This window comes from Enterobacter cloacae complex sp. HYC042_NIDB (assembly GCF_056673315.1).
The window spans coordinates 2,700,774-2,723,126 of the sequence record NZ_CP109650.1 but is presented as its reverse complement, the minus strand read 5'-3'; the positions used below and the strand labels follow the sequence as shown (position 1 = coordinate 2,723,126).

At 56.5% G+C, this 22,353-nt stretch carries 21 protein-coding genes; 10 read left to right on the top strand and 11 right to left on the bottom strand.

All coding sequences use genetic code 11. From position 1 onward, the window contains the following. Positions 1-100: 100 nt before the first annotated feature. The 5 genes from OKF39_RS13045 to OKF39_RS13025 all read right to left on the bottom strand — a co-directional run bounded on the left by OKF39_RS13045 (position 101) and on the right by OKF39_RS13025 (position 3,979). Entirely contained in the window at positions 101-229 is a 129-nt protein-coding gene (locus OKF39_RS13045) for a DUF2474 domain-containing protein (protein WP_008501283.1), read from the bottom strand. Beyond that, positions 229-1,239, bottom strand: coding sequence for a cytochrome d ubiquinol oxidase subunit II (gene cydB, locus OKF39_RS13040; protein WP_045630504.1), 1,011 nt, complete (start codon positions 1,237-1,239; stop codon positions 229-231). The genes OKF39_RS13045 and cydB overlap by 1 nt, the downstream gene beginning before the upstream one ends. After that, positions 1,239-2,639 carry a cytochrome ubiquinol oxidase subunit I gene (locus OKF39_RS13035; RefSeq protein WP_309264118.1) on the bottom strand — a complete coding sequence of 467 codons (1,401 nt, stop codon included), beginning with the start codon at positions 2,637-2,639 and terminating at the stop codon, positions 1,239-1,241. Before OKF39_RS13035 ends, cydB begins: the two co-directional genes overlap by 1 nt. Before the next feature lie 381 nt (positions 2,640-3,020). Continuing rightward, entirely contained in the window at positions 3,021-3,500 is a 480-nt protein-coding gene (locus OKF39_RS13030; RefSeq protein WP_072058755.1) for a DUF2778 domain-containing protein, read from the bottom strand. Next, positions 3,497-3,979, bottom strand: a complete 483-nt coding sequence (locus OKF39_RS13025; protein WP_479983021.1) for an Hcp family type VI secretion system effector — start codon at positions 3,977-3,979, stop codon at positions 3,497-3,499. The genes OKF39_RS13030 and OKF39_RS13025 overlap by 4 nt, the downstream gene beginning before the upstream one ends. Before the next feature lie 425 nt (positions 3,980-4,404). Here OKF39_RS13025 and ymcF point away from each other — a divergent pair, with 425 nt between their 5' ends. The 7 genes from ymcF (at position 4,405) to patD (ending at position 11,722) form a co-directional block, all read left to right on the top strand. Further along, on the top strand, positions 4,405-4,593 hold the full coding sequence (ymcF, locus tag OKF39_RS13020) for a cold shock small protein YmcF (protein WP_028013309.1): 189 nt from the start codon (positions 4,405-4,407) through the stop codon (positions 4,591-4,593). 81 nt (positions 4,594-4,674) lie between these two features. Then, positions 4,675-6,084 (top strand): aminotransferase-like domain-containing protein, encoded by a 1,410-nt coding sequence (locus OKF39_RS13015; protein ID WP_069732880.1) that lies wholly within the window; start codon positions 4,675-4,677, stop codon positions 6,082-6,084. 270 nt (positions 6,085-6,354) lie between these two features. Beyond that, positions 6,355-7,500, top strand: a complete 1,146-nt coding sequence (ydcS, locus tag OKF39_RS13010; protein ID WP_041909761.1) for a putative ABC transporter substrate-binding protein YdcS — start codon at positions 6,355-6,357, stop codon at positions 7,498-7,500. Between the two features lie 17 nt (positions 7,501-7,517). Beyond that, a complete protein-coding gene (locus tag OKF39_RS13005; protein WP_028013306.1) occupies positions 7,518-8,531 on the top strand; it encodes an ABC transporter ATP-binding protein in 1,014 nt (337 codons plus the stop codon). Position 8,532: 1 nt separating this feature from the next. Continuing rightward, a complete protein-coding gene (locus OKF39_RS13000) occupies positions 8,533-9,477 on the top strand; it encodes an ABC transporter permease (RefSeq protein ID WP_028013305.1) in 945 nt (314 codons plus the stop codon). Further along, positions 9,467-10,273, top strand: a complete 807-nt coding sequence (locus tag OKF39_RS12995; RefSeq protein ID WP_041909768.1) for an ABC transporter permease — start codon at positions 9,467-9,469, stop codon at positions 10,271-10,273. The genes OKF39_RS13000 and OKF39_RS12995 overlap by 11 nt, the downstream gene beginning before the upstream one ends. A 24-nt stretch (positions 10,274-10,297) precedes the next feature. Further along, positions 10,298-11,722 (top strand): aminobutyraldehyde dehydrogenase, encoded by a 1,425-nt coding sequence (gene patD / locus OKF39_RS12990; protein WP_479983020.1) that lies wholly within the window; start codon positions 10,298-10,300, stop codon positions 11,720-11,722. A gap of 39 nt (positions 11,723-11,761) precedes the next feature. Here patD and OKF39_RS12985 read toward each other — a convergent pair whose 3' ends face one another. The 3 genes from OKF39_RS12985 to OKF39_RS12975 are packed head-to-tail and all read right to left on the bottom strand — an operon-like array spanning position 11,762 to position 12,656. Continuing rightward, positions 11,762-11,944 carry a DUF1869 domain-containing protein gene (locus tag OKF39_RS12985; RefSeq protein WP_003856955.1) on the bottom strand — a complete coding sequence of 61 codons (183 nt, stop codon included), beginning with the start codon at positions 11,942-11,944 and terminating at the stop codon, positions 11,762-11,764. 4 nt (positions 11,945-11,948) lie between these two features. After that, positions 11,949-12,302 carry a TehB family protein gene (locus tag OKF39_RS12980; RefSeq protein WP_126818138.1) on the bottom strand — a complete coding sequence of 118 codons (354 nt, stop codon included), beginning with the start codon at positions 12,300-12,302 and terminating at the stop codon, positions 11,949-11,951. A gap of 27 nt (positions 12,303-12,329) precedes the next feature. Next, positions 12,330-12,656, bottom strand: a complete 327-nt coding sequence (locus OKF39_RS12975) for a TehB family protein (RefSeq protein WP_041912006.1) — start codon at positions 12,654-12,656, stop codon at positions 12,330-12,332. 244 nt (positions 12,657-12,900) lie between these two features. On the opposite strand from OKF39_RS12975, the gene OKF39_RS12970 reads away from it, so the two are divergent. Continuing rightward, a complete protein-coding gene (locus OKF39_RS12970; protein WP_014883956.1) occupies positions 12,901-13,074 on the top strand; it encodes a GhoT/OrtT family toxin in 174 nt (57 codons plus the stop codon). Positions 13,075-13,160: 86 nt separating this feature from the next. Further along, positions 13,161-13,916 carry an alpha/beta fold hydrolase gene (locus OKF39_RS12965; protein WP_479983019.1) on the top strand — a complete coding sequence of 252 codons (756 nt, stop codon included), beginning with the start codon at positions 13,161-13,163 and terminating at the stop codon, positions 13,914-13,916. Positions 13,917-13,972: 56 nt separating this feature from the next. Here the strand turns inward: OKF39_RS12965 and OKF39_RS12960 are convergent, their stop codons facing one another. Genes OKF39_RS12960 through OKF39_RS12950 form a run of 3 tightly spaced genes read right to left on the bottom strand, consistent with a single transcriptional unit; the run spans position 13,973 to position 20,470 of the window. Continuing rightward, complete coding sequence (locus OKF39_RS12960; RefSeq protein WP_479983018.1) at positions 13,973-16,147, bottom strand: virulence factor SrfC family protein; 2,175 nt, start codon at positions 16,145-16,147, stop codon at positions 13,973-13,975. Next, positions 16,144-19,125, bottom strand: coding sequence for a virulence factor SrfB (locus tag OKF39_RS12955; protein WP_479983017.1), 2,982 nt, complete (start codon positions 19,123-19,125; stop codon positions 16,144-16,146). The genes OKF39_RS12960 and OKF39_RS12955 overlap by 4 nt, the downstream gene beginning before the upstream one ends. A gap of 4 nt (positions 19,126-19,129) precedes the next feature. Then, the gene (locus OKF39_RS12950) at positions 19,130-20,470 is read right to left on the bottom strand and encodes an SrfA family protein (protein WP_309264112.1); all 1,341 of its coding nucleotides are present in this window, start codon (positions 20,468-20,470) and stop codon (positions 19,130-19,132) included. A 283-nt stretch (positions 20,471-20,753) separates the two neighbouring features. Between OKF39_RS12950 and OKF39_RS12945 the strand changes: the two genes are divergently transcribed. Continuing rightward, on the top strand, positions 20,754-22,352 hold the full coding sequence (locus tag OKF39_RS12945) for an ABC transporter substrate-binding protein (RefSeq protein ID WP_479983016.1): 1,599 nt from the start codon (positions 20,754-20,756) through the stop codon (positions 22,350-22,352). The last annotated feature ends 1 nt before the right edge of the window (position 22,353 follow it).

Here is a 22,353-nt window from a genome sequence, read left to right as displayed (position 1 = left end):
GAATCTTTTACCAGTGTAACGATACTCTGCGGTGCGTTAATGGGGTTTATCTGAAAGTGCGGGGTGGTGCCGGGCAGCGCAGGGCTGCCCGGAATGAAGTTTAATGCGATTTAAACCCGGCAGCCGTCATCAGCATGCGAAAGAGCATGCTGACTGCTGCCAGCGCAAGAACGCTGCCGCCCCAGATAATGGCCAGCCACAGCAATCTTTTCCAGACAGGTTGTTGCATCAGTGATAACCCTCCCCAGGCTGAACTTTGCCGCGAAATACGTAGTAGCTCCAGAAGGTGTAGACCAGAATAACGGGAATGATCAACAGCGCGCCCACCAGCATAAAGCCCTGGCTTTGCGTCGGCGCGGCGGCCTGCCACAGGGTGATCGACGGCGGTATGATATGCGGCCAGATGCTGATCCCAAGCCCGCTAAAGCCGAGAAATATTAGCCCCAGCGTCAGAATAAACGGTCGAGCATGGCTGTCAGGATTACTCAGGCAGCGCCACTGGTAGAAGCTAAACATGACGACCAGGGCAGGGACTGGCAGCAGATAAAACAGATTCGGCAGCGTAAACCAGCGCGCCGCGATGGCCGGGTGCGCCAGCGGCGTCCAGAGGCTGATCGCTGCGATAAACGCCAGCAGCACGATTAACAGCGTTTTCGACACCTCACGCATCCGCTGCTGCAGCGCATTTTCGCTTTTCATCACCAGCCAGGTTGAGCCTAACAGCGCGTAGGCCACCACCAGACCCGCGCCGCAGAACAAGTTAAACGCGGTAAACCAGTCAAACGGTCCGCCGGTATACGTTCTGCCAGTGACGCTAAAGCCGTTAATGACGGCACCTACCGTCACCCCCTGGGTAAAGGTCGCCAGAACGGAACCGCCAATAAACGCCTTATCCCAGAAAGGACGGTGGGCCGGCGTGGCTTTAAAGCGAAATTCAAACGCCACGCCGCGGAATATAAGTCCGATCAGCATTAACGTCAGCGGAATGGTCAGAGCATCAACAATCACCGCATAGGCCAGTGGGAATGCACCGAACAGGGCGGCACCACCTAGCACCAACCAGGTCTCATTGCCGTCCCAGACCGGTGCAACGCTGTTGACCATCACGTCGCGATCGTCGGCGTTTTGTGTTGCCGGGAACAGAATACCGATTCCCAGATCAAACCCGTCCATGACGATATACATCAGCGTGGCAAAGACGATGATGACAAACCAGATAATGGAAAGATCGATACCCATTATGGCTGCTCCTTATGTTCAGCTGTGACGGCAGAAAGCGGGCGCGCCGGGCGTCCATCGGACTCGGTGGCGAACGATTCATGCGGCTGCGGGCCTTTTCGGATGAGGCGCACCATATAGCTGTAGCCCACACCAAATACCGAGCTATAGACGACGAAGAAGGCCAGCAGGCTCACGCTCATATGCAGGTCACCATGGGCTGAAACCGCATCCTTTGTTCGCTGGAGTCCGTAGACCACCCACGGCTGGCGGCCGACTTCGGTGGTGACCCATCCGGCCAGAATGGCAATCAGCCCGGATGGCCCCATCAGCAGGGCAAACCACAGGAACGGACGCGAAGAATAAACCCGCTTTTTATAACGCAGCCAAAGCGCCACTACCCCAAGTAGCAGCATCAGCATCCCTAAGCCCGCCATAATGCGGAACGACCAGAAGACGATGGTGGAATTAGGACGGTCTTCTTTTGGAAACTCTTTTAGCGCAGGGACCTGTTTATCCAGGCTGTGCGTCAGGATGAGGCTACCCAGCGCCGGGATCGCCAGTCCAAAGCGGGTGCGTTCCTGCTCCATGTCAGGCCAGCCAAACAGCAGCAGTGGGGTAGGCTCGCCCGGCGGATTTTCCCAATGGCCTTCAATAGCGGCAATCTTGGCCGGCTGATGCTTTAAGGTGTTCAACCCGTGCATATCGCCAACCAGGGCCTGGATGGGGGCAACAATCAGCGTCATCCACAGCGCCATCGAAAACATCGCCCGAATGGCAGGGGTATTATTCCCGCGCAGCAGATGCCATGCCGCGGATGCACCGACAAACAGGGCGCTACTCAGGAATGCCGCAATCGACATATGCAGCAGGCGGTAGGGGAAGGAGGGGTTAAATACCACGGCGAACCAGTCCACCGGTACCACCTGACCGTTGACGATCTCGTAGCCTTGCGGGGTCTGCATCCAGCTGTTCGAGGAGAGGATCCAGAAGGTTGAGATAATGGTGCCCAGCGCCACCATGCAGGTGGAGAAGAAGTGCAGCCCTGGCCCCACTTTATTCCAGCCGAACAGCATCACGCCGAGGAACCCGGCTTCGAGGAAGAAGGCGGTAAGCACTTCATAGGTCAGCAGCGGGCCGGTAATGCTGCCTGCAAACTGCGAAAAGCCGCTCCAGTTGGTGCCAAACTGGTAGGCCATCACCAGCCCGGAGACCACGCCCATGCCAAAATTGACGGCGAAAATCTTCGACCAGAAATGGTACAGCGAGCGCCAGACCGGATTTTTTGTTTTCAGCCACAGCCCTTCGAGCACGGCAAGATAGCTGGCCAGGCCGATGGTGATGGCCGGGAAAATAATGTGAAAGGATACGGTAAAGGCAAACTGTATCCGCGCAAGGTGAAAAGCATCTAAACCAAACATGCAATACTCCGCGATGTAATTATGTCGATGCCATTCTAAGCCGCGCCAGCGCTGGGTTGCAGAGACAGACCTGGGTTATTTATCTATAACAGTTTTCTTGCCTGCCTTTGCTTTATATTGCTGGGCGACAACATTTCTGCCCAAGGGAGGTTCATTTTCGTAATGCCCAGAGGTAAATCAACATGGCATTCAGCAAAAATGAGAAGATAAAAAGCAACAGTGTATAGCTTTCACTCCATTCAAGTTCAGTCATAAAGCCAAAATGTCTGGTGAAGAGATGATAAAGTAATACATCAGGCATGAAGTAACATACAAGTGAGTAAATAACAAACAGCATCAATGTTTCAACAACCCAGGTCAGGGTATGCTTTTTTGCATTCATCAATATACCTGTATTGTTCCAAGTGCATCTAACCCAGCAGTAACTTTAAACGTGCCGGATGCCAGTAGACCATGCATCAGAATTCTGTAATGGGAGTGATTTGGCAACGTAATACATCCATTGCTAATCCCAGATTGTCCCGCCGGGTGTAACCGGAAAGAACCACGCTCAACGTTATTGATAAAAGTTCTGTCGTCAATGTGAGTATCGTGGCGGTAAAGAGCAAACCAAAAGTCACGGTTTGATCCGCTTTCTAACCCTTTAATTGCGTCATGCCAGTGAGTACCAAAACCGCCTCGTGGACGTGTCACGATATAATAGAGTCCTGGGGGTAAGGGGCCCACCTCAGGAGTCGCAACGGCATTAGGGTTATTTCTGTTATGCCCGGAATTTCCAGAATATGCGGGGAAAAAGCCTAAGCCGGGGCAACTCAAAGTGGAAAGCTGATAGCCGTTCAAATGAAAAGTGCACCGAATCATCTGTATTTCCACTCGTCAGAAAAAATAATATTACCGTCACAGTGTTTCCAGGTTATTTTTTCGTAACGCAGGGAGATACTTTCCAGATGGTTATGCTTCTCCGTTGCCGGGTTTTTAATGTCATGCATGAGTGGACATATAGAGACGACTTTGACATTTTCTAGCTGCATATTGAAGTATTCAACTTCCTGCCCGGAATCGTTGATCTTATACCATTTAAATTCAGCCCCTTTCAGCGTCTGACCTTTTGCAACGGCTTTGTAGTGATAGGGACTTGATCTGTCGAATTCCTTCTCAAAAAGGAGAGCTGAATGAATACGAGTACCAGTAATTTTCCCCGTCATGTTATCTGTTGGTAGATGCAGGCCATGACTAAATCCCAACACCTCGATACTGCCCTCACGATCTTGTACATCGACAGCGCCTTTGATATCTGCTCCACCGTCGTCTTTTAGCCACAGGTATGCTGGAATGGCCATCTTAAACTCCTTTTTCTTTCACAGTTCGTATACCGAATGAATGTTAATACTCTCAATGTGTTATGGTGATTAGACAAAAAATGCCATGCAAAATATTTATATTTCATTGATTTATAAATTTTTTTCTTGAGATTGGTCCCGCTAATATTTTGTGCCGCATTTAGCGTTTCTGAATAAAAACACTATTTTTATGAATTTTAGGCATTAAACCGCTTGCTTTGTCATCATTGCCGTGCGTTAATGGTCTTCTGGTTTTGAGTCCAAAAAAATATCTGACGTAGTTTCATAAAGCAGTTCTCATCACGTTGTGCCTCTCCGCAGCCTCTCTTGGGTCTTTATCTACATTCCGATTAGTTTTGTTTAAAACCATTATTGCCTGATCGGCTCATGAGTAATTTACGTTTTTACGTTCACAGGAGAATCCTATGACTTCTTATATCCATTTCCGCTGCCCATGCTGTCATGGCTCGCAGTACCGTACCTCAGTCTTTGATGTATCTGAGAAAAACCCGCTCGGTGCGAAATGCATCTTTTGCAAATCGTCAATGATCACGCTCGATCACCTGGCCGCTGCGCGTCAGGCGCAAAGCCACGTTACCGAGTACCGTAAGTAATTTTTACTTAAACTATAACAGTTAGCAAAAACTTCTCTTTTTCTCCTGCTGATATACACTGTCGGCAATAAGGAGAATCTGATGAAAAAATACCAGCGTCTGGCGCAACAAATTATCTCGCAGATTGAGCTTGGCGTTTGGCTGCCGGGCGATAAGCTGCCTTCCCTGCGAGAGCAGGTGGCAAGCAGCGGCATGAGCTTTATGACCGTTGGCCACGCTTATCAGATGCTGGAAAGTCAGGGGCGCATTGTCGCCAGGCCGCAGTCGGGCTATTACGTTGCCTCGCGCCCGACCGCACAACAGCCTGCGCCGCCTGCCCAGGTAATGCGTGATGAAGCGGTAGATATCAACACCTATATCTTCGAGGTCTTACAGGCCAGCCGCGATCCGTCCGTTGTTCCTTTCGCCTCCGCGTTTCCCGACCCCCGGCTTTTCCCGCTTCAGCAGCTCAACCGCTCGCTGGCAAACGTCAGTAAAACCGCTACCGCAATGAGTGTGATTGAGAACCTGCCGCCCGGTAACGCTGAACTCCGTCACGCCATTGCGCGCCGTTATGCGCAGCAGGGGATGAACATCTCGCCGGACGAGATCGTCATTACCGCAGGCGCCCTTGAGGCCCTCAACCTGAGTTTGCAGGCGGTGACGGAGCCAGGAGACTGGGTGATTGTTGAAAACCCGTGTTTTTACGGCGCGCTGCAGGCGCTGGAGCGTCTGAAGCTAAAAGCGCTGTCGGTCGCCACAGACGTCCGGGAGGGTATCGATCTGAATGCGCTGGAGCAGGCGCTGAACGACTACCCCGTAAAAGCCTGCTGGCTCATGACCAACGGCCAAAACCCGCTTGGCTTTACGCTAAGTGCGGAAAAAAAAGCGCGTCTGGTCGCGCTCCTGACGGAACACAACGTCACCTTGATCGAGGACGATGTCTACAGCGAGCTCTATTTTGGTCGCGAAAAACCGCTTCCGGCCAAAGCCTGGGATCGGGTAGATATGACGCTTCACTGCTCTTCATTTTCAAAATGCCTGGTGGCGGGGTTTCGCATCGGCTGGGTGGCGGCAGGAAAACACGCGCGCCGCATTCAGCAGCTGCAGCTGATGAGCACGCTTTCAACCAGTTCTCCCATGCAGCTGGCGCTGGTGGACTACCTGGCGACAAAACGCTACGACGCCCATCTGCGCCGTCTGCGACGAACCCTCGCCGAGCGAAAACAACAGGCGTGGCAGTCGCTTCTGCGCCATATGCCCGCCGGTGTCAAAATCCACCACAACGACAGTGGCTACTTTTTATGGCTGGAGCTACCTGCGCAGCTGGACGCGGGGCTGCTGAGCGAAAAGGCCTTAACGCACCACATCAGCATTGCGCCCGGAAAGATGTTTTCCACCTCTGACGCGTGGACGCCGTTCTTCCGGTTTAATACCTCCTGGGCGTGGGGCGAGCGGGAAGAGCAGGCGGCCCTTCAGTTAGGTAAATTAATTAGCACAATGATGGAATAACTTTTCCCCTTTATTTAAATAATCATTTCTTATCCTGACGACGGCACGGCAAATATTTTGCGGTGCCGTATCATATGAAATCTGCATACCGGCTTCCGCGGCTAACTCCTTGTCTATAATCCAGTTAACGGGGAATGCGTCCTCGGTCACACCTTGATGAAAATTCCTTAAGCCGAACTGTGCGGCGCATTTGCGCGGTCTACGTTTAATAAGGGAGATATTTTTACGGCACGGCTGCCGCTAAATTTCATTGCGACAGGAGTAACTCTTATGAGCAAAAAATTTGCCCGCAGCAGCCTGTGCGCGCTCGGCATGACTATCATGACCGTGCAAGCCGCAGAACCACCAAAGGCCATTGGCGACGGGGAAGGCCGACTGGATATTATCGCCTGGCCGGGGTACATCGAACGCGGACAGACGGATAAAAATTATGACTGGGTTACCCAGTTTGAAAAAGAGACCGGCTGCGCGGTCAACGTTAAAACGGCGGCCACGTCCGATGAAATGGTCAGCCTGATGGCGAAGGGAGGTTACGACCTTGTCACCGCGTCAGGGGATGCCTCGCTCCGCCTGATTATGGGAAAACGCGTTCAGCCGATTAACCCGGAACTGATCCCCAACTGGAAAACCCTTGACCCGCGCATCGTGAAGGGCGAGTGGTTTAACGTGGGCGGCAAGGTCTACGGCACGCCGTATCAGTGGGGGCCCAATCTTTTGATGTACAACACCAAAACCTTCCCGACGCCGCCGGACAGCTGGAGCGTGGTCTTTACGAAGCAGGATCTGCCGGACGGCAAAACCAATCAGGGACGCGTGCAGGCGTACGACGGTCCGATTTATATCGCCGATGCGGCGCTGTTCGTCAAAGCCACTCAGCCGCAGCTGGGTATTAGCGACCCGTATCAGCTCACTGAAGAACAGTATGCCGCCGTGCTCAAAGTACTTCGCGACCAGCATGCCCTGATCCACCGCTACTGGCATGATACCACCGTCCAGATGAGCGACTTCAAAAATGAAGGCGTCGTGGCCTCCAGCGCCTGGCCGTATCAGGCTAATGCCCTGAAGGGCGAGAACCAGCCCGTTGCCACCGTCTTCCCGAAAGAGGGGGTGACCGGCTGGGCGGATACCACCATGCTGCATGCGCAGGCAAAACACCCGATGTGCGCCTACAAGTGGATGAACTGGTCGCTCACGCCGAAAGTGCAGGGCGATCTGGCGGCATGGTTTGGCTCGCTGCCCGTCGTGCCTGAAGGGTGTAAGGCCAGCACGCTGCTGGGTGACAAGGGCTGTGAAACCAACGGCTATAACTATTTTGACAAAATCATGTTCTGGAAAACCCCCATCGCAGAAGGCGGAAAATATGTGCCTTACAGCCGCTGGACGCAGGATTACATCGCCATCATGGGTGGCCGTTAATCATCCGGGAGCAGAACATGACGTACGCGGTAGAGTTTAATGACGTTTCCCGTCTGTACGGCGACGTGCGGGCGGTGGATGGGGTCACCATTGCCGTTCGTGACGGAGAATTCTTCTCCATGCTGGGGCCTTCGGGCTCCGGCAAAACCACCTGCCTGCGTCTGATTGCCGGCTTTGAGCAGCTGTCTGGCGGCACGATATCTATCTTTGGCAAAGAGGCGAGCGCGCTGCCGCCGTGGGAGCGGGACGTGAACACCGTATTCCAGGATTACGCGCTGTTCCCGCATATGTCGATCCTCGATAACGTCGCCTACGGGCTGATGGTGAAAGGCGTCGACAAGAAAAAGCGCCACGCGCAGGCTCGCGACGCGCTGGAAAAAGTGGGCTTAAGCTTTGCCGTCGCCCGCAAGCCTTCGCAGCTTTCCGGAGGCCAGCGCCAGCGTGTGGCCATCGCGCGGGCGCTGGTGAATGAACCGCGCGTCCTGCTGCTCGACGAGCCGTTAGGCGCGCTCGATCTCAAGCTGCGGGAGCAGATGCAGTTCGAGCTGAAGAAACTTCAGCAGGAACTCGGCATCACCTTTATTTTCGTCACCCACGATCAGGGTGAAGCCCTCTCCATGTCGGACCGGGTGGCGGTGTTCAATAATGGGCGCATCGAGCAGGTCGATACCCCGCGCGATCTCTACATGCGCCCGCGCACGCCGTTTGTCGCCGGTTTTGTCGGCACCTCGAACGTCTTCGATGCAGGCCTTGCGCATAAAGTCTGCGGCATGGAGGGCAGCTATTCCCTGCGTCCGGAACATATCCGCCTGAATGAGGGCGGTGAGGTTCAGGTGCAGGGCGTCGTCCAGGCCGTTCAGTATCAGGGGGCTGCCACGCGCCTTGAGCTCAGGCTCGCCGACGGTGCCAAACTGCTGGTGAGCCAGGCCAATCTCAGCGATTTCTCGCCGCTAAGCGGCATTGCGCCGGGGCAGGCCGTCACGGCGTCGTGGTCGCGCGAGGCGATGATTCGCCTGCAGGAGGAGAGGTGAAATGGCTATGAGTGTCGCGCACCCTCCCGCCCCGCGCGGCCGCATAAGCCGCATTACGTCACTGTTCTGGCGTAAACCGTCGCTCGGACTGTTCCTGCTTCTGCTTGCACCGCTGATGTGGTTTGGCATCGTCTATTTAGGATCGCTGCTGACCCTTTTGTGGCAGGGGTTTTACACCTTTGACGATTTCACCATGGCGGTCACGCCGGATCTGACCCTGGCGAACGTACTGGCGCTCTTCAACCCGGCAAACTACGACATCATCCTGCGCACGTTAACGATGGCGATTGCGGTGACGATTGCCAGCGCAATTCTGGCGTTCCCGATGGCCTGGTACATGGCGCGATACACCCGCGGCAAGTGGAAAGCGTTTTTCTATATCGCCGTGATGCTGCCAATGTGGGCGAGCTACATCGTCAAAGCCTACGCCTGGACGCTGCTGCTGGCGAAGGACGGCGTGGCACAATGGTTCCTCAACCACCTTGGGCTGGAGCCGCTCCTGACCTCGATCCTTACGCTACCCGCGGTAGGCGGCAACACCTTATCCACCTCTGGGCTGGGGCGGTTTCTGGTCTTCGTCTATATCTGGCTGCCGTTTATGATCCTGCCCGTTCAGGCGGCGCTGGAACGTCTGCCGGCTTCGCTGCTGCAGGCCTCAGCCGATCTCGGCGCGCGCCCGCGCCAGACCTTCCGCTATGTCGTTCTGCCGCTGGCTATCCCGGGCATTGCCGCGGGCTCAATCTTCACCTTTTCCCTGACGCTGGGGGATTTCATCGTACCGCAGCTGGTTGGGCCGCCGGGGTTTTTCATCGGTAACATGGTCTACTCCCAGCAGGGGGCGATCGGCAATATGCCCATGGCCGCCGCGTTCACACTGGTTCCCATCGTGCTGATTTCACTTTATCTGGCGTTCGTGAAGCGTCTGGGAGCATTCGATGCACTCTGAACGCGCACCGCTGTTCCTGAAAGTGGCAGCGTGGGGAGGCGTCATCTTCCTGCACTTCCCGCTGCTGATTATCGCAGTCTATGCCTTTAATACCGAAGATGCTGCCTACAGCTTTCCGCCTCAGGGGCTGACGCTGAAGTGGTTTACTGCGGCGGCGGGGCGCGGCGATATCATTGAATCGGTGACGTTGTCACTTCAGGTTGCCGCGCTATCCACCGCGATAGCCCTGGTGCTTGGCACGCTTGCTGCAGCGGCGCTCTGGCGAAGCGAGTTTTTTGGCAAGAACGCGATCTCGCTATTGCTGCTGCTGCCGATTGCGTTGCCGGGGATCATCACCGGCCTGGCGCTGCTGACAGCGTTCAAAACAATCAACCTTGAGCCGGGGTTTTTCACCATCGTGGTTGGGCACGCCACGTTTTGCGTGGTGGTGGTCTTCAATAACGTGATTGCCCGGTTCAGACGCACCTCCTGGAGTCTGGTGGAAGCGTCGATGGATCTCGGGGCCGACGGATGGCAAACCTTCCGCTATGTGGTGCTGCCCAACCTGGGCTCCGCGCTGCTGGCCGGGGGAATGCTGGCGTTTGCCCTGTCGTTTGACGAAATTATCGTCACAACCTTTACGGCGGGACACGAACGCACGTTACCGCTGTGGTTGCTCAATCAGCTAGGCCGTCCGCGCGACGTGCCGGTCACCAACGTCGTTGCACTGCTGGTGATGCTGGTAACAACCATCCCCATTCTGGGAGCCTGGTGGCTAACCCGCGACGGCGAGAACATCGCCGGCGGCGGGAAATAACATTGATTTGAACAGGACAATGCTATGCAAACACATCTGCTGATAAAGGGTGAACTGGTTGCCGGAGAGGGAGAGAAACAGCCGGTCTATAACCCGGCCACCGGAGAGGTGCTGCTGGAGATTGCTGAAGCGTCAGCGGCACAGGTCGACGCAGCGGTTCAGGACGCCGACCGGGCTTTTGCTGAGTGGGGACAAACGACGCCGAAAACCCGCGCCGAGTGCCTGCTGAAGCTCGCGGATGCGATTGAAGCGCATGGCGAAGAGTTTGCCCGGCTCGAATCCCTCAACTGCGGCAAGCCGCTGCACTGTGCGCTGGGCGATGAAATTCCCGCAGTGGTCGACGTTTTCCGTTTCTTCGCCGGGGCGGCCCGCTGCCTGAACGGGCTGGCCGCGGGTGAGTATCTTGACGGCCACACGTCGATGATCCGCCGCGACCCGGTGGGCGTGGTTGCCTCTATCGCACCGTGGAATTACCCGCTGATGATGGCGGCATGGAAGCTGGCGCCTGCGCTGGCGGCCGGTAACTGTGTGGTCATCAAGCCGTCTGAAATCACGCCGCTAACGGCGTTAAAGCTGGCGGAGCTGGCGAAAGATATCTTCCCGGCTGGCGTTCTCAACGTGCTGTTTGGCCGCGGGAAAACGGTGGGCGACCCGCTCACCGGACATGAAAAAGTGCGCATGGTGTCGCTGACCGGTTCGATTGCCACCGGGGAGCATATCATCGGCCACACGGCGTCCTCCATTAAGCGCACCCACATGGAGCTGGGCGGTAAAGCGCCGGTTATCGTGTTCGATGACGCCGACCTGGATGCGGTTGTAGAAGGCGTGCGGACGTTTGGTTTCTACAATGCCGGGCAGGACTGTACGGCGGCCTGCCGTATCTATGCCCAGAAGGGGATCTATGCCCAGCTGGTGGAAAAGCTCGGTGCCGCGGTCGCCAGCCTCAAAATGGGTGCCCCGGAGGATGAATCTACTGAACTCGGTCCGCTCAGCTCGGCTGCCCATCTTTCACGCGTCTGTCAGGCGGTTGACGAGGCGAAAGCCCTCGGCCATATCCGCGTGGTGACGGGCGGGAGCAAAAAAGAGGGGGCGGGCTACTACTTCCAGCCAACGTTGCTGGCCGGGGCGAAACAGGACGATGCCATCGTTCAGCGCGAAGTGTTTGGACCGGTGGTGAGCGTCACCGAATTCGACGATGAAGCGCAGGTGCTGGCCTGGGCGAACGATTCGCAGTACGGCCTGGCTTCGTCGGTCTGGACGAAAGACGTGGGCCGCGCCCATCGCCTGAGCGCGCGCCTGCAGTACGGCTGCACCTGGGTCAATACCCACTTTATGCTGGTGAGCGAAATGCCGCACGGCGGCATGAAATTGTCTGGCTATGGAAAGGATATGTCGGTGTACGGGCTTGAGGATTATACGGTTGTCCGGCACGTTATGATTAAACACTAGAAAATCATGCCCGGCGGTCTGCATCGCCGGGCGTTTGCTTTACCAGCCACACACCTCGTGCTCATTTTCCGTGTCGTAAGCGCGGACGGTATTCACCAGATCTTTTACCACGTCTGCGGCGACGTCGGGGATGAGCAACTCCATCGGAGCTTCTGTTTCATAATCCACCGAGACGCCGTTGCTGTTGTTGGTCACGGTCACTGTGTACGTTGCTTTACCCACGCGGTTACTCCTTATGTGTATTGACCACTTTGCCGATGCCCGCACCCTGAAGCGTAACGTCAGGATCGGCAAAAAAGTCGATATTGAAATAGGTATCGTCGGTCAATAGCTCGATGCGGTGCCATTTCTCTGGCGGCGAGATGCCAAACGATCCGGCTTCAATCACCAGCTCCAGATCCGGTTCGGTCGCGTCAGCGTTCGGGAAACCGAAATAGTGCACCGCACCCTGCATCACCGACAAACGGCCATATACGCTGGCTTTCGTATTATGGTGGGTGAAAAGGGCTTTTGGCGCGGTGTCTTTGTTCCAGAATGGCGTGGAGCGGGTATGAACAAAATTCTCAGGGATACGTAGCATAAAGGTTACCTCGTAAATAAAAGCCGCTTAAAGCGACTTCAACACCTCTGGTTCGACGAAAAATTCAATATTGAACAGCGTGTCGTCGCTCATCACCTCGATGTGATGCCATTTCTCAGGGGGAAAAACACCGAAGTGGCCGGCCCTGATAATCAGTGTGCTGTCAGGCTCAGGGGCATGTTCATCAGCATAACCCAGATAGCGGACGGCACCCTGCATAACGGACAGGCGGGGATAAACGCCCGGACGGGTACCCGTGTCGAGATGACGCTGAAAGATCCCGGCGGGGGCGGTTTCTTTATTCCAGAAAGGGGTAGAGCGGGTATGTATACAGCTTTGCGGAATGCGTAGCATATTGCCTCCCATGTATGTCTGCCTTTATTAGACGCCTATGCGGAAGAGAGGATTTATCAAAAAGTGCATTTAACTTGCATGTTATCAATGAAGATAATGGGTGGCTCCCCCTTTTTGTAATACAAAATACTCAGTTGTTATTAGCCATAATATTTAAGTGGTTATTATGTAATGAAAAAACTTGATCTGTATCAACATATGACGCATATTGCGTGCGGTTATTTTTTCGGCTCTGGTATACAGAATGACGTTGTATCAAAAGATGTTGGTTTTTTACGCAGTGATGGCTTCCATCTGTGCATTAATTACCTGGTTCCTTTCTAAAGACCGCAAGCGCATCCGCCTGCTTAGCGCGTTTCTGGTCGGGTCGACCTGGCCGATGAGTTTCCCCGTTGCGCTGCTGATTTCTCTTTTCTGAAGCATCCTTCCAATTTCGAAAGATGAACATAGCATTCCAGTTACGATGGCTGTATAAATACACAGTGCATCGTAAAAGGAGTGCTTATGAACAGTTTTTACTCGCAGCATGCGGGTTGCACCGTGCGCTGGCATGATTTGCCCGGCTCTGGCGATCCCGTAGTCTTTATCCACGGATTGGGCTGCGCCTCTTCCTATGAATATCCTCGCGTCGTCCGAGACCCTCAGTTTGGCGGGCGCAGAGCTATTCTCATCGATTTACCCGGCAGCGGTTACAGCGATAAGCCTGAACATTACAGCTATAAAACGACTGAACAGGCGCGCGTCGTGGCGGAGTTGATTGACCATCTTCAGCTGGATGCCTTCTGGTTATACGGTCACAGCATGGGCGGCAGCATTGCTATAGAAACGGCGGGGCTGCTGGCACCGCGCGTGAAGGGACTGATGGTGTCGGAGCCCAATTTTCACGCCGGTGGGGGGATGTTTAGCCGCGTTATTGCGGCGCAAACCGAACACCAGTTTGTGGCGCAGGGCTATAATGCCATGCTCCGTAAAGAGACCACCGCCTGGGCCGGGTGCCTGCAAAGCAATGCACCCTATGCCGTCTGGCGCGGCGCATCAAGCCTGGTCGCGGGTGTTGAGCCGGACTGGGAAGCGCAATTTCTGTCGCTGCCTTGCCCGGTGACGTTGATTTTTGGTGAGCTCTCACTGCCGGATGACGATGTGGATAATCTGAAGCTGAAGGGCGTTGAGGTCAAAATCATCCCTGCGGCGGGGCACTCCATGTCGTGGGAAAACCCGTCGGCACTGGCGCAGGCCTTAGCGGAGTGTATGGCGGCGTGATTATCGTTGCGGAATATAGGCCGGGTAAGCGCAGCGCTACCCGGCAAGAAAGGCCGCTACAGGATTAAAGCCCGCAGTGCCCGACGTGCGTCAGGCTGAACATCATGCGGGTGCTGATAATTAATGTTTTCGATTGCCCGGCTATAGAGGGCAACCAGCCAGTCGTAAACGTACGCGGTGGCCGCATGAACAGGCTGCTCCCCCAGACGCGTCAGGCGTGGTGCGGCACTGCTGACGACGGGCGTAACAAAGATTGCCTGACCTTTGCGAATGCGGCTTGCGGGGCGTTCTGCTGACGGGGTCTGGTCGTAACCCAGCCAGCCAACGAAATTCCCTATCACCGCATGCAGCTGCGCCGCGCTGCTTTTATCCGCGTCGACAATTCGCTGAAGCTGTTGCGGGAGATTAAGCCGGTAGCTGGTTACCACCAGCACATCCGCGATTTGCTGCAGCACCGCGGGCTCCAGACCAAGACGGGCGGCGGTAGCTTCATTGCGGCTCCACTGGCGCAGATGATTTATCCATACTCTGTGCGCCAGGCGCGCTTTGTCTTTTGTCTGGAATCGTCCTGCGCTTTCCTGGGCGTTATCGGCGAACAGATCGATGGTGTCCGTGAACAGCCCGTTCACCTGCTCCTCGCGCGGCTGCTGAACGGCGAGCAGCGTTTCAAAGGCTTTCAGCGGCGGCAGCAGGCCCTCAAGCAGCTCGCCGTGACGGGCGGCGCTGCTTTGCAGCGTGCGCACCATGTTTTCGGCCTGAGCACGTCGTGTACCCGGTTCCTCAACCAGCGGCGCCAGATAGCTTTGCATCAGCGACGCGATCTCCTGCCGCAGCAGGTTTTTCAGCGTGCCAAGACGCTTCTGCCGCTGTGCGGGGAGCGTCGCCTGAGACAACCACTCAATAACGCGCAGCATGCTGTGGCTGTCCAGCGCCTGCAGAGTTCCCCAGCGCAGGCCTGGCTTGCCCAGCAGATGCTGTACGGCTTCATCGAGATTCTGTCGGGTAGTGAAACGAGCGTCATGCGGGGTGATCGCCCACACCAGCCCCGGCAGGGCAGACTCCTCGGTAGGCTGGGTCTCTTTAATCCAGTTAATTAACACTTTTGCTTTTTGGGCCGTCTGCTCGTGCCGCGCTGTCGCGTTGCAGATAACCAGCACATCCGGCTGGAGCTGCTGGCGGTAATGTTCAAGCAGCCACTGGCATTTAGCCTGTACTAAAGGATCGGCACTGCCGTCTTCAAAGACCGGAATATCAATGATATCAACGTTATCCAGCGCCCCATTCTCAACCGGCAAGACCAGCTCGCGGGTTAGGAAGGCAAGCACGTCGACCGGGATGCTGATGGCGTTGAGCATTTCACCGTTGTTCAGCGGGTGAAGCAGCGTCTCCTGAGTTTCCTGCTGGGTTAAGGTGCCGTGCGTCAGGAACCCTTCACCAGGCAGACCAAAGCTGTCCACCAGCAGGCTCAGCGGCGCAGCCAGCTCGCTCGCATGGCTGGTCTGTTGCAGCACGTGGGCAAGCTTCAGCCACTGCTGGGTTAACTCCTGTTGCTCGCCCCACAGCAGCGACCAGACGCTGGCGCGGGTGCTGAGATCGAGCGATGGCACCAGCTGGGCAAACTCATGCCACAGGGCGTCATCAATTTGCTGTCTCGCGGCGGGTACCGTGCTTTGCCAGAAACGCGAAATCGCACCCACATCCTGCGCCGTGATGCCGGGCACGCTCTGCGGCTGGCGAAGGCCGCGCCATTTCTCCAGACGCGTCTCAATGACCGCCTTATCCACCGCGCGCATCTGCGGGTGCAGCGTCGTGCGGGCAATAAACAGCTGTACCAGTTCGGCCTCGGAAACCAGGCTCAGACGCAGCGGAAACGCCTCATCCGCTACCTCCGGGGTGTCTCGGGTGAAGCGCACGGCCATGTTGGTCAGGGCATGTCCTGGGTTGATATGCGAAAAATAGTCAAAGGTGCGCTGGCCCGGCATCACGTTCAGGCGCCCGTTACCGCTGCCGCACAGCGACAGCAGCAGGTGCGCTTTGGCGCTTTGAGAATGGCCGTAAAGCCCAATGCTGCTCCGGCGGGTCAGGGCGCGTTCAATGGCTTGCTCCCGCGCCTGCGCCGCGTTGATGCGAGCAAGCAGGGCATCAGCATCGTTATCCAGCACAGGGGCGGTCAGGCGCGTCTCATTAATCCACCCGATCAAGGCCTGGGTGGTGGTCGTGGTCGCTGTCATTTCAGGTATACGCTCCCGCTGTCGATCCAGTAGTGGCTACCGCTGTGTCGGCGATCGGCCAGGGTATTCAGTTTGAAGGTTAACGCGTCAGGCGCAACCGGCGTGCCGTCCTGCAGCCAGGCATCGCTGAGCTCGAAGGACTCAGGGCCCTCTAATTTGCTGCCGCCGCAGAGCTTAAGCCGCACGTTCAGCACGCCGTCGCCGGCAATCGCTTTTGCCAGTTCAGCCGAGTTGATGCTGAGCGTATAAAGCGGCGTGGCGGGCCAGCGCGCGTTCGCCAGCTGGCGGAAGCCGAGGGTGACGTTACCGCGCAGCGGGAAGTGCAGCCGCGCGTCAAGCTTCGCGCCGGGTTTATCGAGATCGATATCCTGATACCAGACGTTTTCCTCGCGCAGGGTATTGACGGTGTTATCCAGCACGCCCAGATAGCGCACGGTGGAATAGGCGCCAATGTCCGCGGCCTTAAAGTTAAAGCGCGGCAGACGCAGATCGAGCGCCAGGCTGCAGAGCATGGCCCCCACCGCGGCGGTCGATTTCGGATTGCCTATGCGCCCCTGCTGGCTGAAGGGATACCACTCGTGAACCTGATATTTATCCAGCCAGACGATGCGGTTGACCGGCACCGGCTGCAGATGCCGAATCAGCGCCTGAACGCCCGGCAGGCAGCCCGGGCGCCCGGTGATGAGCAGAATATCGCAGCTGTAATGGGAAATCGCTTCACACACCGCGTGAAGCGGCGAGGTCAGCGTAAACTGACCGGCCAGCATTGCATCCTGCATTTCGCGGAAGTTCACGTGCAGCGGCACGGCGAACAGGTCGAACGCCTCTGAGCCCGCCGGCAGGGCATGATCGATTGCCTGCTGAAGATAGTTCATCACGTTGCGGGTTGGTTTCTGCGCAAGGAGCTCGCCAAAGGTGGCATGCAGGCCCGCCAGCGGATCGTCAATGTCGCTGGCTTCCCACGCGGAAAGAATGGCGTGGCCAATCGGCATAAAGAGCTGAAGCGCCGTTTGCTGGCGCAGTACCGCCTGGGTATCAATACGCCCGGAGTCGCCGAACAGCGACGCCATCAGCAGCGAGGCGTCCGCAATGCCGGATTTCTGCAGCTGCGTTTGCAGGGCGGGCAGGACATAGCGCTGAATCACGTCCAGCAGGGTATCGTCGCCCGCCACCTTGAACCCTTCGCGGAACAGCAGTTGCGGGGTGATTTTGACGTTATTACCGGAGCCGTCATCAAGCTGGTAGTGGGTTATTGCCATATCCGTGGTGCCACCGCCGATGTCGATAGACGCGACGCGTAATGCGCGGCCCGGCTGCACGCCCGGCTCAGGTTCACGATCCGTGCGGGCGAGTGAGGCGAAAAAGGCTTCCGTCTGGCCGCCAAAACGGGAAATCGCTTCGTTATACAGCCACACCAGCTGACCGCAGCTGGCTTCATCCCACTCCATCTGGATCTCAGGGACCGGCACCACGCTTTTTTCCTGCTGCTTGCGGGTGGCAAAATCTTCATCCTGTGGGTGCCAGCCCATCGCTTTCCAGACGATGGCAATGGCTTCAAACATGCGGCGACGGAAAATCTCGCGCTCCTGCTTCGGCATGGCCGAGGGCAGGGTCAGGATCAGGGTGCGCAGCTGGCGCGGCGAGGCCGGGAAGCCCAGGCGCAGGCGGGTGGCGACGCTGTTGATCTGGCCCAGCGCCTGCGCCAGCAGCTCGCACAGCATGTGCGTCATCAGCGTGCTGCGGCTGTACTGCGGCGAAAAGACCGGCAGCCGCTCGTCCTGCGGCAGCGTAAACAGCGGCTCACCGTCATCGTTCATCAGGTTCATCAGCGGAAACGCCGTGGCGAGCGGTTCACGCTGGGTTTTGCCGTTCATCTGGCTAAAGCGCCAGTCCTGTACGACAGGCGTTTCATCCCACAGGTAGCGGCGCGGGCTGGAGATGCCGCTGTTACCTTCGGTTCCCAGGCGCTGCATCGCCAGCTTGCGGGCTTCATCGCCCACGCGAACAATCGACGGCCAGACAAACGCATCTTCGCGACCGCTTTCCACCGAGAAGTGCTGTTTGCCAAAACGCGCTTCGGAGAATTCAAGACGGCTGGTAAAGAGAGGCTCGTTCAGGAACTGCGGCTCGCTTAACGAACGAACCTGCAGCTCGGCGGTCTGCCGGAGCCCGTCGTTTGCATCACCGTGGTCTTCGATAATGACACCGCAGGTGTGGGTGTTGCCCACGTCGAGGATCAGGTCGACCGGAATGGCAGGCGTGCTGAGCGTGTGGGTGACAAATTTCACTTCCGGCACGGTGAGTTGTTCACCGAGCATGGTCAGTACATTGAGCCAGTGGGCCTGATATTCAAAACTGCGCATCGCCTGATGCAGGTCGCGTTCAGAGCGGTTTTCAACGCCGTCGGCATACTGGGTAAATGCCTCGCGCAGCCAGCCGTCAATCCAGGTCTGGTCGAGGAAGCTTTCTACCTCACTATCACGCCACGCCAGCGCAAAGCGGGTTCCGTTCAGAATATCGTTTTCAACCGGCGACAGGGCTGAAGCGGCATGCTCCGCGATCTGGCTGTCGAGCGCGAGGGTGACGCGGTGCGAGTTGCCTGCCGTGTCGGGCTTCTCGAGCTTGCGCACCTGAACGCGCGCCCAGTTATCCGGTCCTTCCACAAAGGTTCGCGGTGGATTGAAGCGCAGGAACGGCACGGGAAGCCAGACGCCGTCCAGCACGGCAAGGGACTGATGCAGCGGAATGGTGGTTTCCGGTTTAACCACTTCAGGCTGACCGCCGTTCGTCCCCGGCAGGGTATAGCGCCCGTTCACCAGGTCGAAATCGAGTCGCAAAAGGGGGCCGTTCGCGGTTTTACGTACGAAGCGCCCGTTGCTGGCGGTGTCCTGCGGCGTCAGGCCGAAATCCAGGAACTGCACGCCGCTATTGGCAATAAGCGTGACGCTTTGTTTATAGTCGCAAAGATTTACCAGCATAGGATCAGGCACCTGCTTTCTTGAACGTCAGTGGGACGACGGTGTTGGCGTCATAGCGAGCGCGACATTCTGCGATATCGCTGGCCCCGGCTTTACAGGCGACTTCCGGCATCGGGTAGCGGGAACCGTCGGTGCAGCGAGCATTGCCGCGACTTTTAATCATCAGCTCGCCATTGCTGTGCAGCCCGGAGAAAATCTCCGCGCGGCAGACAATGTTGTCGCCGTGCACGACGCGGGCGAAACCTTTATTATTCTGGATTTGATAGCGCATTGACGGCGGCTTGCCGGTGACCGGATCTTTCACGTCGAGAACCGCGCGCCAGGTACCGTTCAGGAAGCGCGTCGACCCGGCTTTCACCTGACCGGCTTCCATCACCATGGCATCTTTCGGGATCGGAACAATTACCACCGGTGCGGCTTCAGGTGCAGGAGCGGGTTCTTTTTCTTTACTGGCGACGACCTCAGCCTGATGCAGGGGGAGATTCATAGCCAGCGGCTCTACCGCTTTGATCGGCTGCGGTGCAATAGCCACGGGCTCAGGAGCCGGTGCCGGAGCGGGCTCTGCCGAAGGGGCCTGTTTTGGCCACAGCAGCGGCGCGGCAACGGCTGCCACAATCACGGCGGCAACCGGCAGGGTCCACAGGGGAATGCGACGTTTTTTCGTGACGGCAACAGGCGCAGGTTCTTGAGCGGGTTGCGCAACAACCGGCGCGGGTTCCGGCTCATACAGTTCTTCCGGCGTAATACGCACGGCGGCGACGGGCGCAATCAGCGGCTCGTCTGCTTTTTCAAAGGTGATGGCCGGTTCGGGCGCGGGTTCTGGCTCGGGCTCTTCAATCACAACGGGGGCAGGCTCGGGGATCAACGCTTCACGCAGGCAGTCGAGGACATCGTCGCGCGCATTTTCGTTCAGGTTTACAAAACCCCAGAAGCAAATAATCGGCTTTCCTGCGACCAGGAAAACAAAATTCTCGCCGGGAAACTGAAACGCTTTCGACAGCAGCGAGCCGAAAAGCTGCTGCGCGGTTTTGGGCGACTGGAGGCATTTCTTGCTTAACGACTCAACGCTGGCAAGCGTGTTTTCCAGATAGCGCAGGGCGCGATAGCGGTCGTCTTCACTGGCCGCCTTCCAGCTGGTGACGCTTCCCTCAACGGGGGAATACCAGTCCACACGGTCGCCGCTGTCGTTGACCTGAGGAATAGCCAGACAGTCCACTATGGCCTGCTGTTTGCGCAATCGAAGCGCTTCCCGGATTTGTAACGCTGATTCAAAAACGGCCTGTCCGCCGCCGCCAACGGCCTGAAAATCATCCAGATTACCGCTGCGTAAAAGAGTTTTTGCCACGATTTGATCCCATATACTTCTTCACACCGTTACTTTAACGAAACGAGGAAGCAAACAAACGGAGGAAGAGACGCTAAAAGCGCCGATTTCTTGCGGCATAGATCGTGACGGTTGTGCTTGACGAATAACGTCACTTAAGGCAAATCACCTTTTTCTGTACTGGCGGCAAAACCGGCAAAAAACGCGGCTTTAGAATAACCTGATAGTGTTTCGTTATTTGCCAGGTGATAAGGGCTGTGCTGTTATTACTGACCTATATAATAAATCTGTCAGGGTTATAACTATGTCTACAGGGAAAACGCTGCTCGCCCTTGCGCTGAGCGCTCTTTTACCAGCCGGTGCCGCATGGGCGGCAAACAACGACACCCTTATTTACTGCTCCGAGGCATCGCCAGAGTCGTTCAACCCGCAAATCGCCAGCTCCGGCCCGTCGTTCGTGGCCAGCTCTCAGGTTCTGTACAACCGCCTGATCAATTTCGACCCGGTGAAAAATACCCCGGTACCGTCACTGGCGGAATCCTGGACGATTTCACCAGACGGCAAGACCTATACCTTTGCCCTGCGCAAAGGAGTGAAGTTCAACAGCAACAAATACTTCAAGCCGACGCGCGACTTTAACGCCGATGACGTTATTTTCTCGGTGATGCGTCAGAAAGACCCTAAACACCCGTACCATAATGTGTCCCAGGGCAACTACGAATACTTCAACGATGTCGGGCTCGATAAGCTGATTCAGGACGTTAAAAAGGTCGACGATTATCACGTCCAGTTCACCCTGAGTGAACCCAACGCCGCGTTCCTGGCCGACTGGGGAATGGATTTCGCATCGATCCTCTCCGCCGAATACGCCGATGAGATGCTGAAAAAAGGCACGCCTGAGAACGTAGATACCTGGCCGATCGGTACCGGGCCCTATGTGCTCCAGCAGTACAAGGTGGACTCGCTGATCCGCTACGTCGCTAATCCGAACTACTGGGATGGCGAGGCGCCGACCAAACATCTTATCTTCTCCATCACGCCAAACGTGGAAACCCGCCTGGCGAAATTACAGACCAACGAGTGTCAGATTATTCCTGCGCCGTCTCCGGTTCAGTTTGACGTGATTAAAAAGAACAAAGACCTGACGCTGCACTCTGTCGATGCGCTGAACGTCGGCTATCTGGCGTTTAACACCGAGAAAAAGCCGTTCGATAACGTGCTGGTGCGTCAGGCGCTGAACTACGCGACCGACAAGAAGGCTATCGTTAATGCGGTCTTTATGGGCTCCGGTACGGTGGCTAAATCGCCGATCCCGCCAAATATGCTGGGCTTTAATAAAGATCTGCAGGACTACAGCTACGATCCTGATAAAGCAAAAGCGCTGCTGAAGCAGGCCGGGCTGGAGAAGGGCGCAGAGGTCACGCTGTGGTCAATGCCGGTGCAGCGTCCGTATAACCCTAACTCGCGTCGTATCGCGGAGATGATCCAGAGCGACTGGGCGAAAGTCGGCGTGAAGGCCAAAATCGTCTCCTATGAGTGGGGCGAATACCTCTCCGGGATGCGCAAAGGCGAGCACGACTCCGCGCTGTTCGGCTGGATGTCCGATAACGGCGACCCGGACAACTTCGCCGATGTGCTGCTGGGCTGCAACAGCATTAAAACCGGGTCAAACGCCGCACGCTGGTGCGATAAGGGTTATGATGCCCTGGTGCAAAAAGCGATGCTGACCAGCGATCCGGCCGAGCGTGCGAAACTGTACGGCCAGGCGCAGGAGATTTTCTACCAGCAGGCACCGTGGATCGCGCTGGCAAACGGCAAAACGTTCTTTGCAACCCGCAGCAACGTGACCGGATACAGCGTGAGCCTGATGGGCAGCGATTTCTCTAAAGCGAAGCTGAACTAAG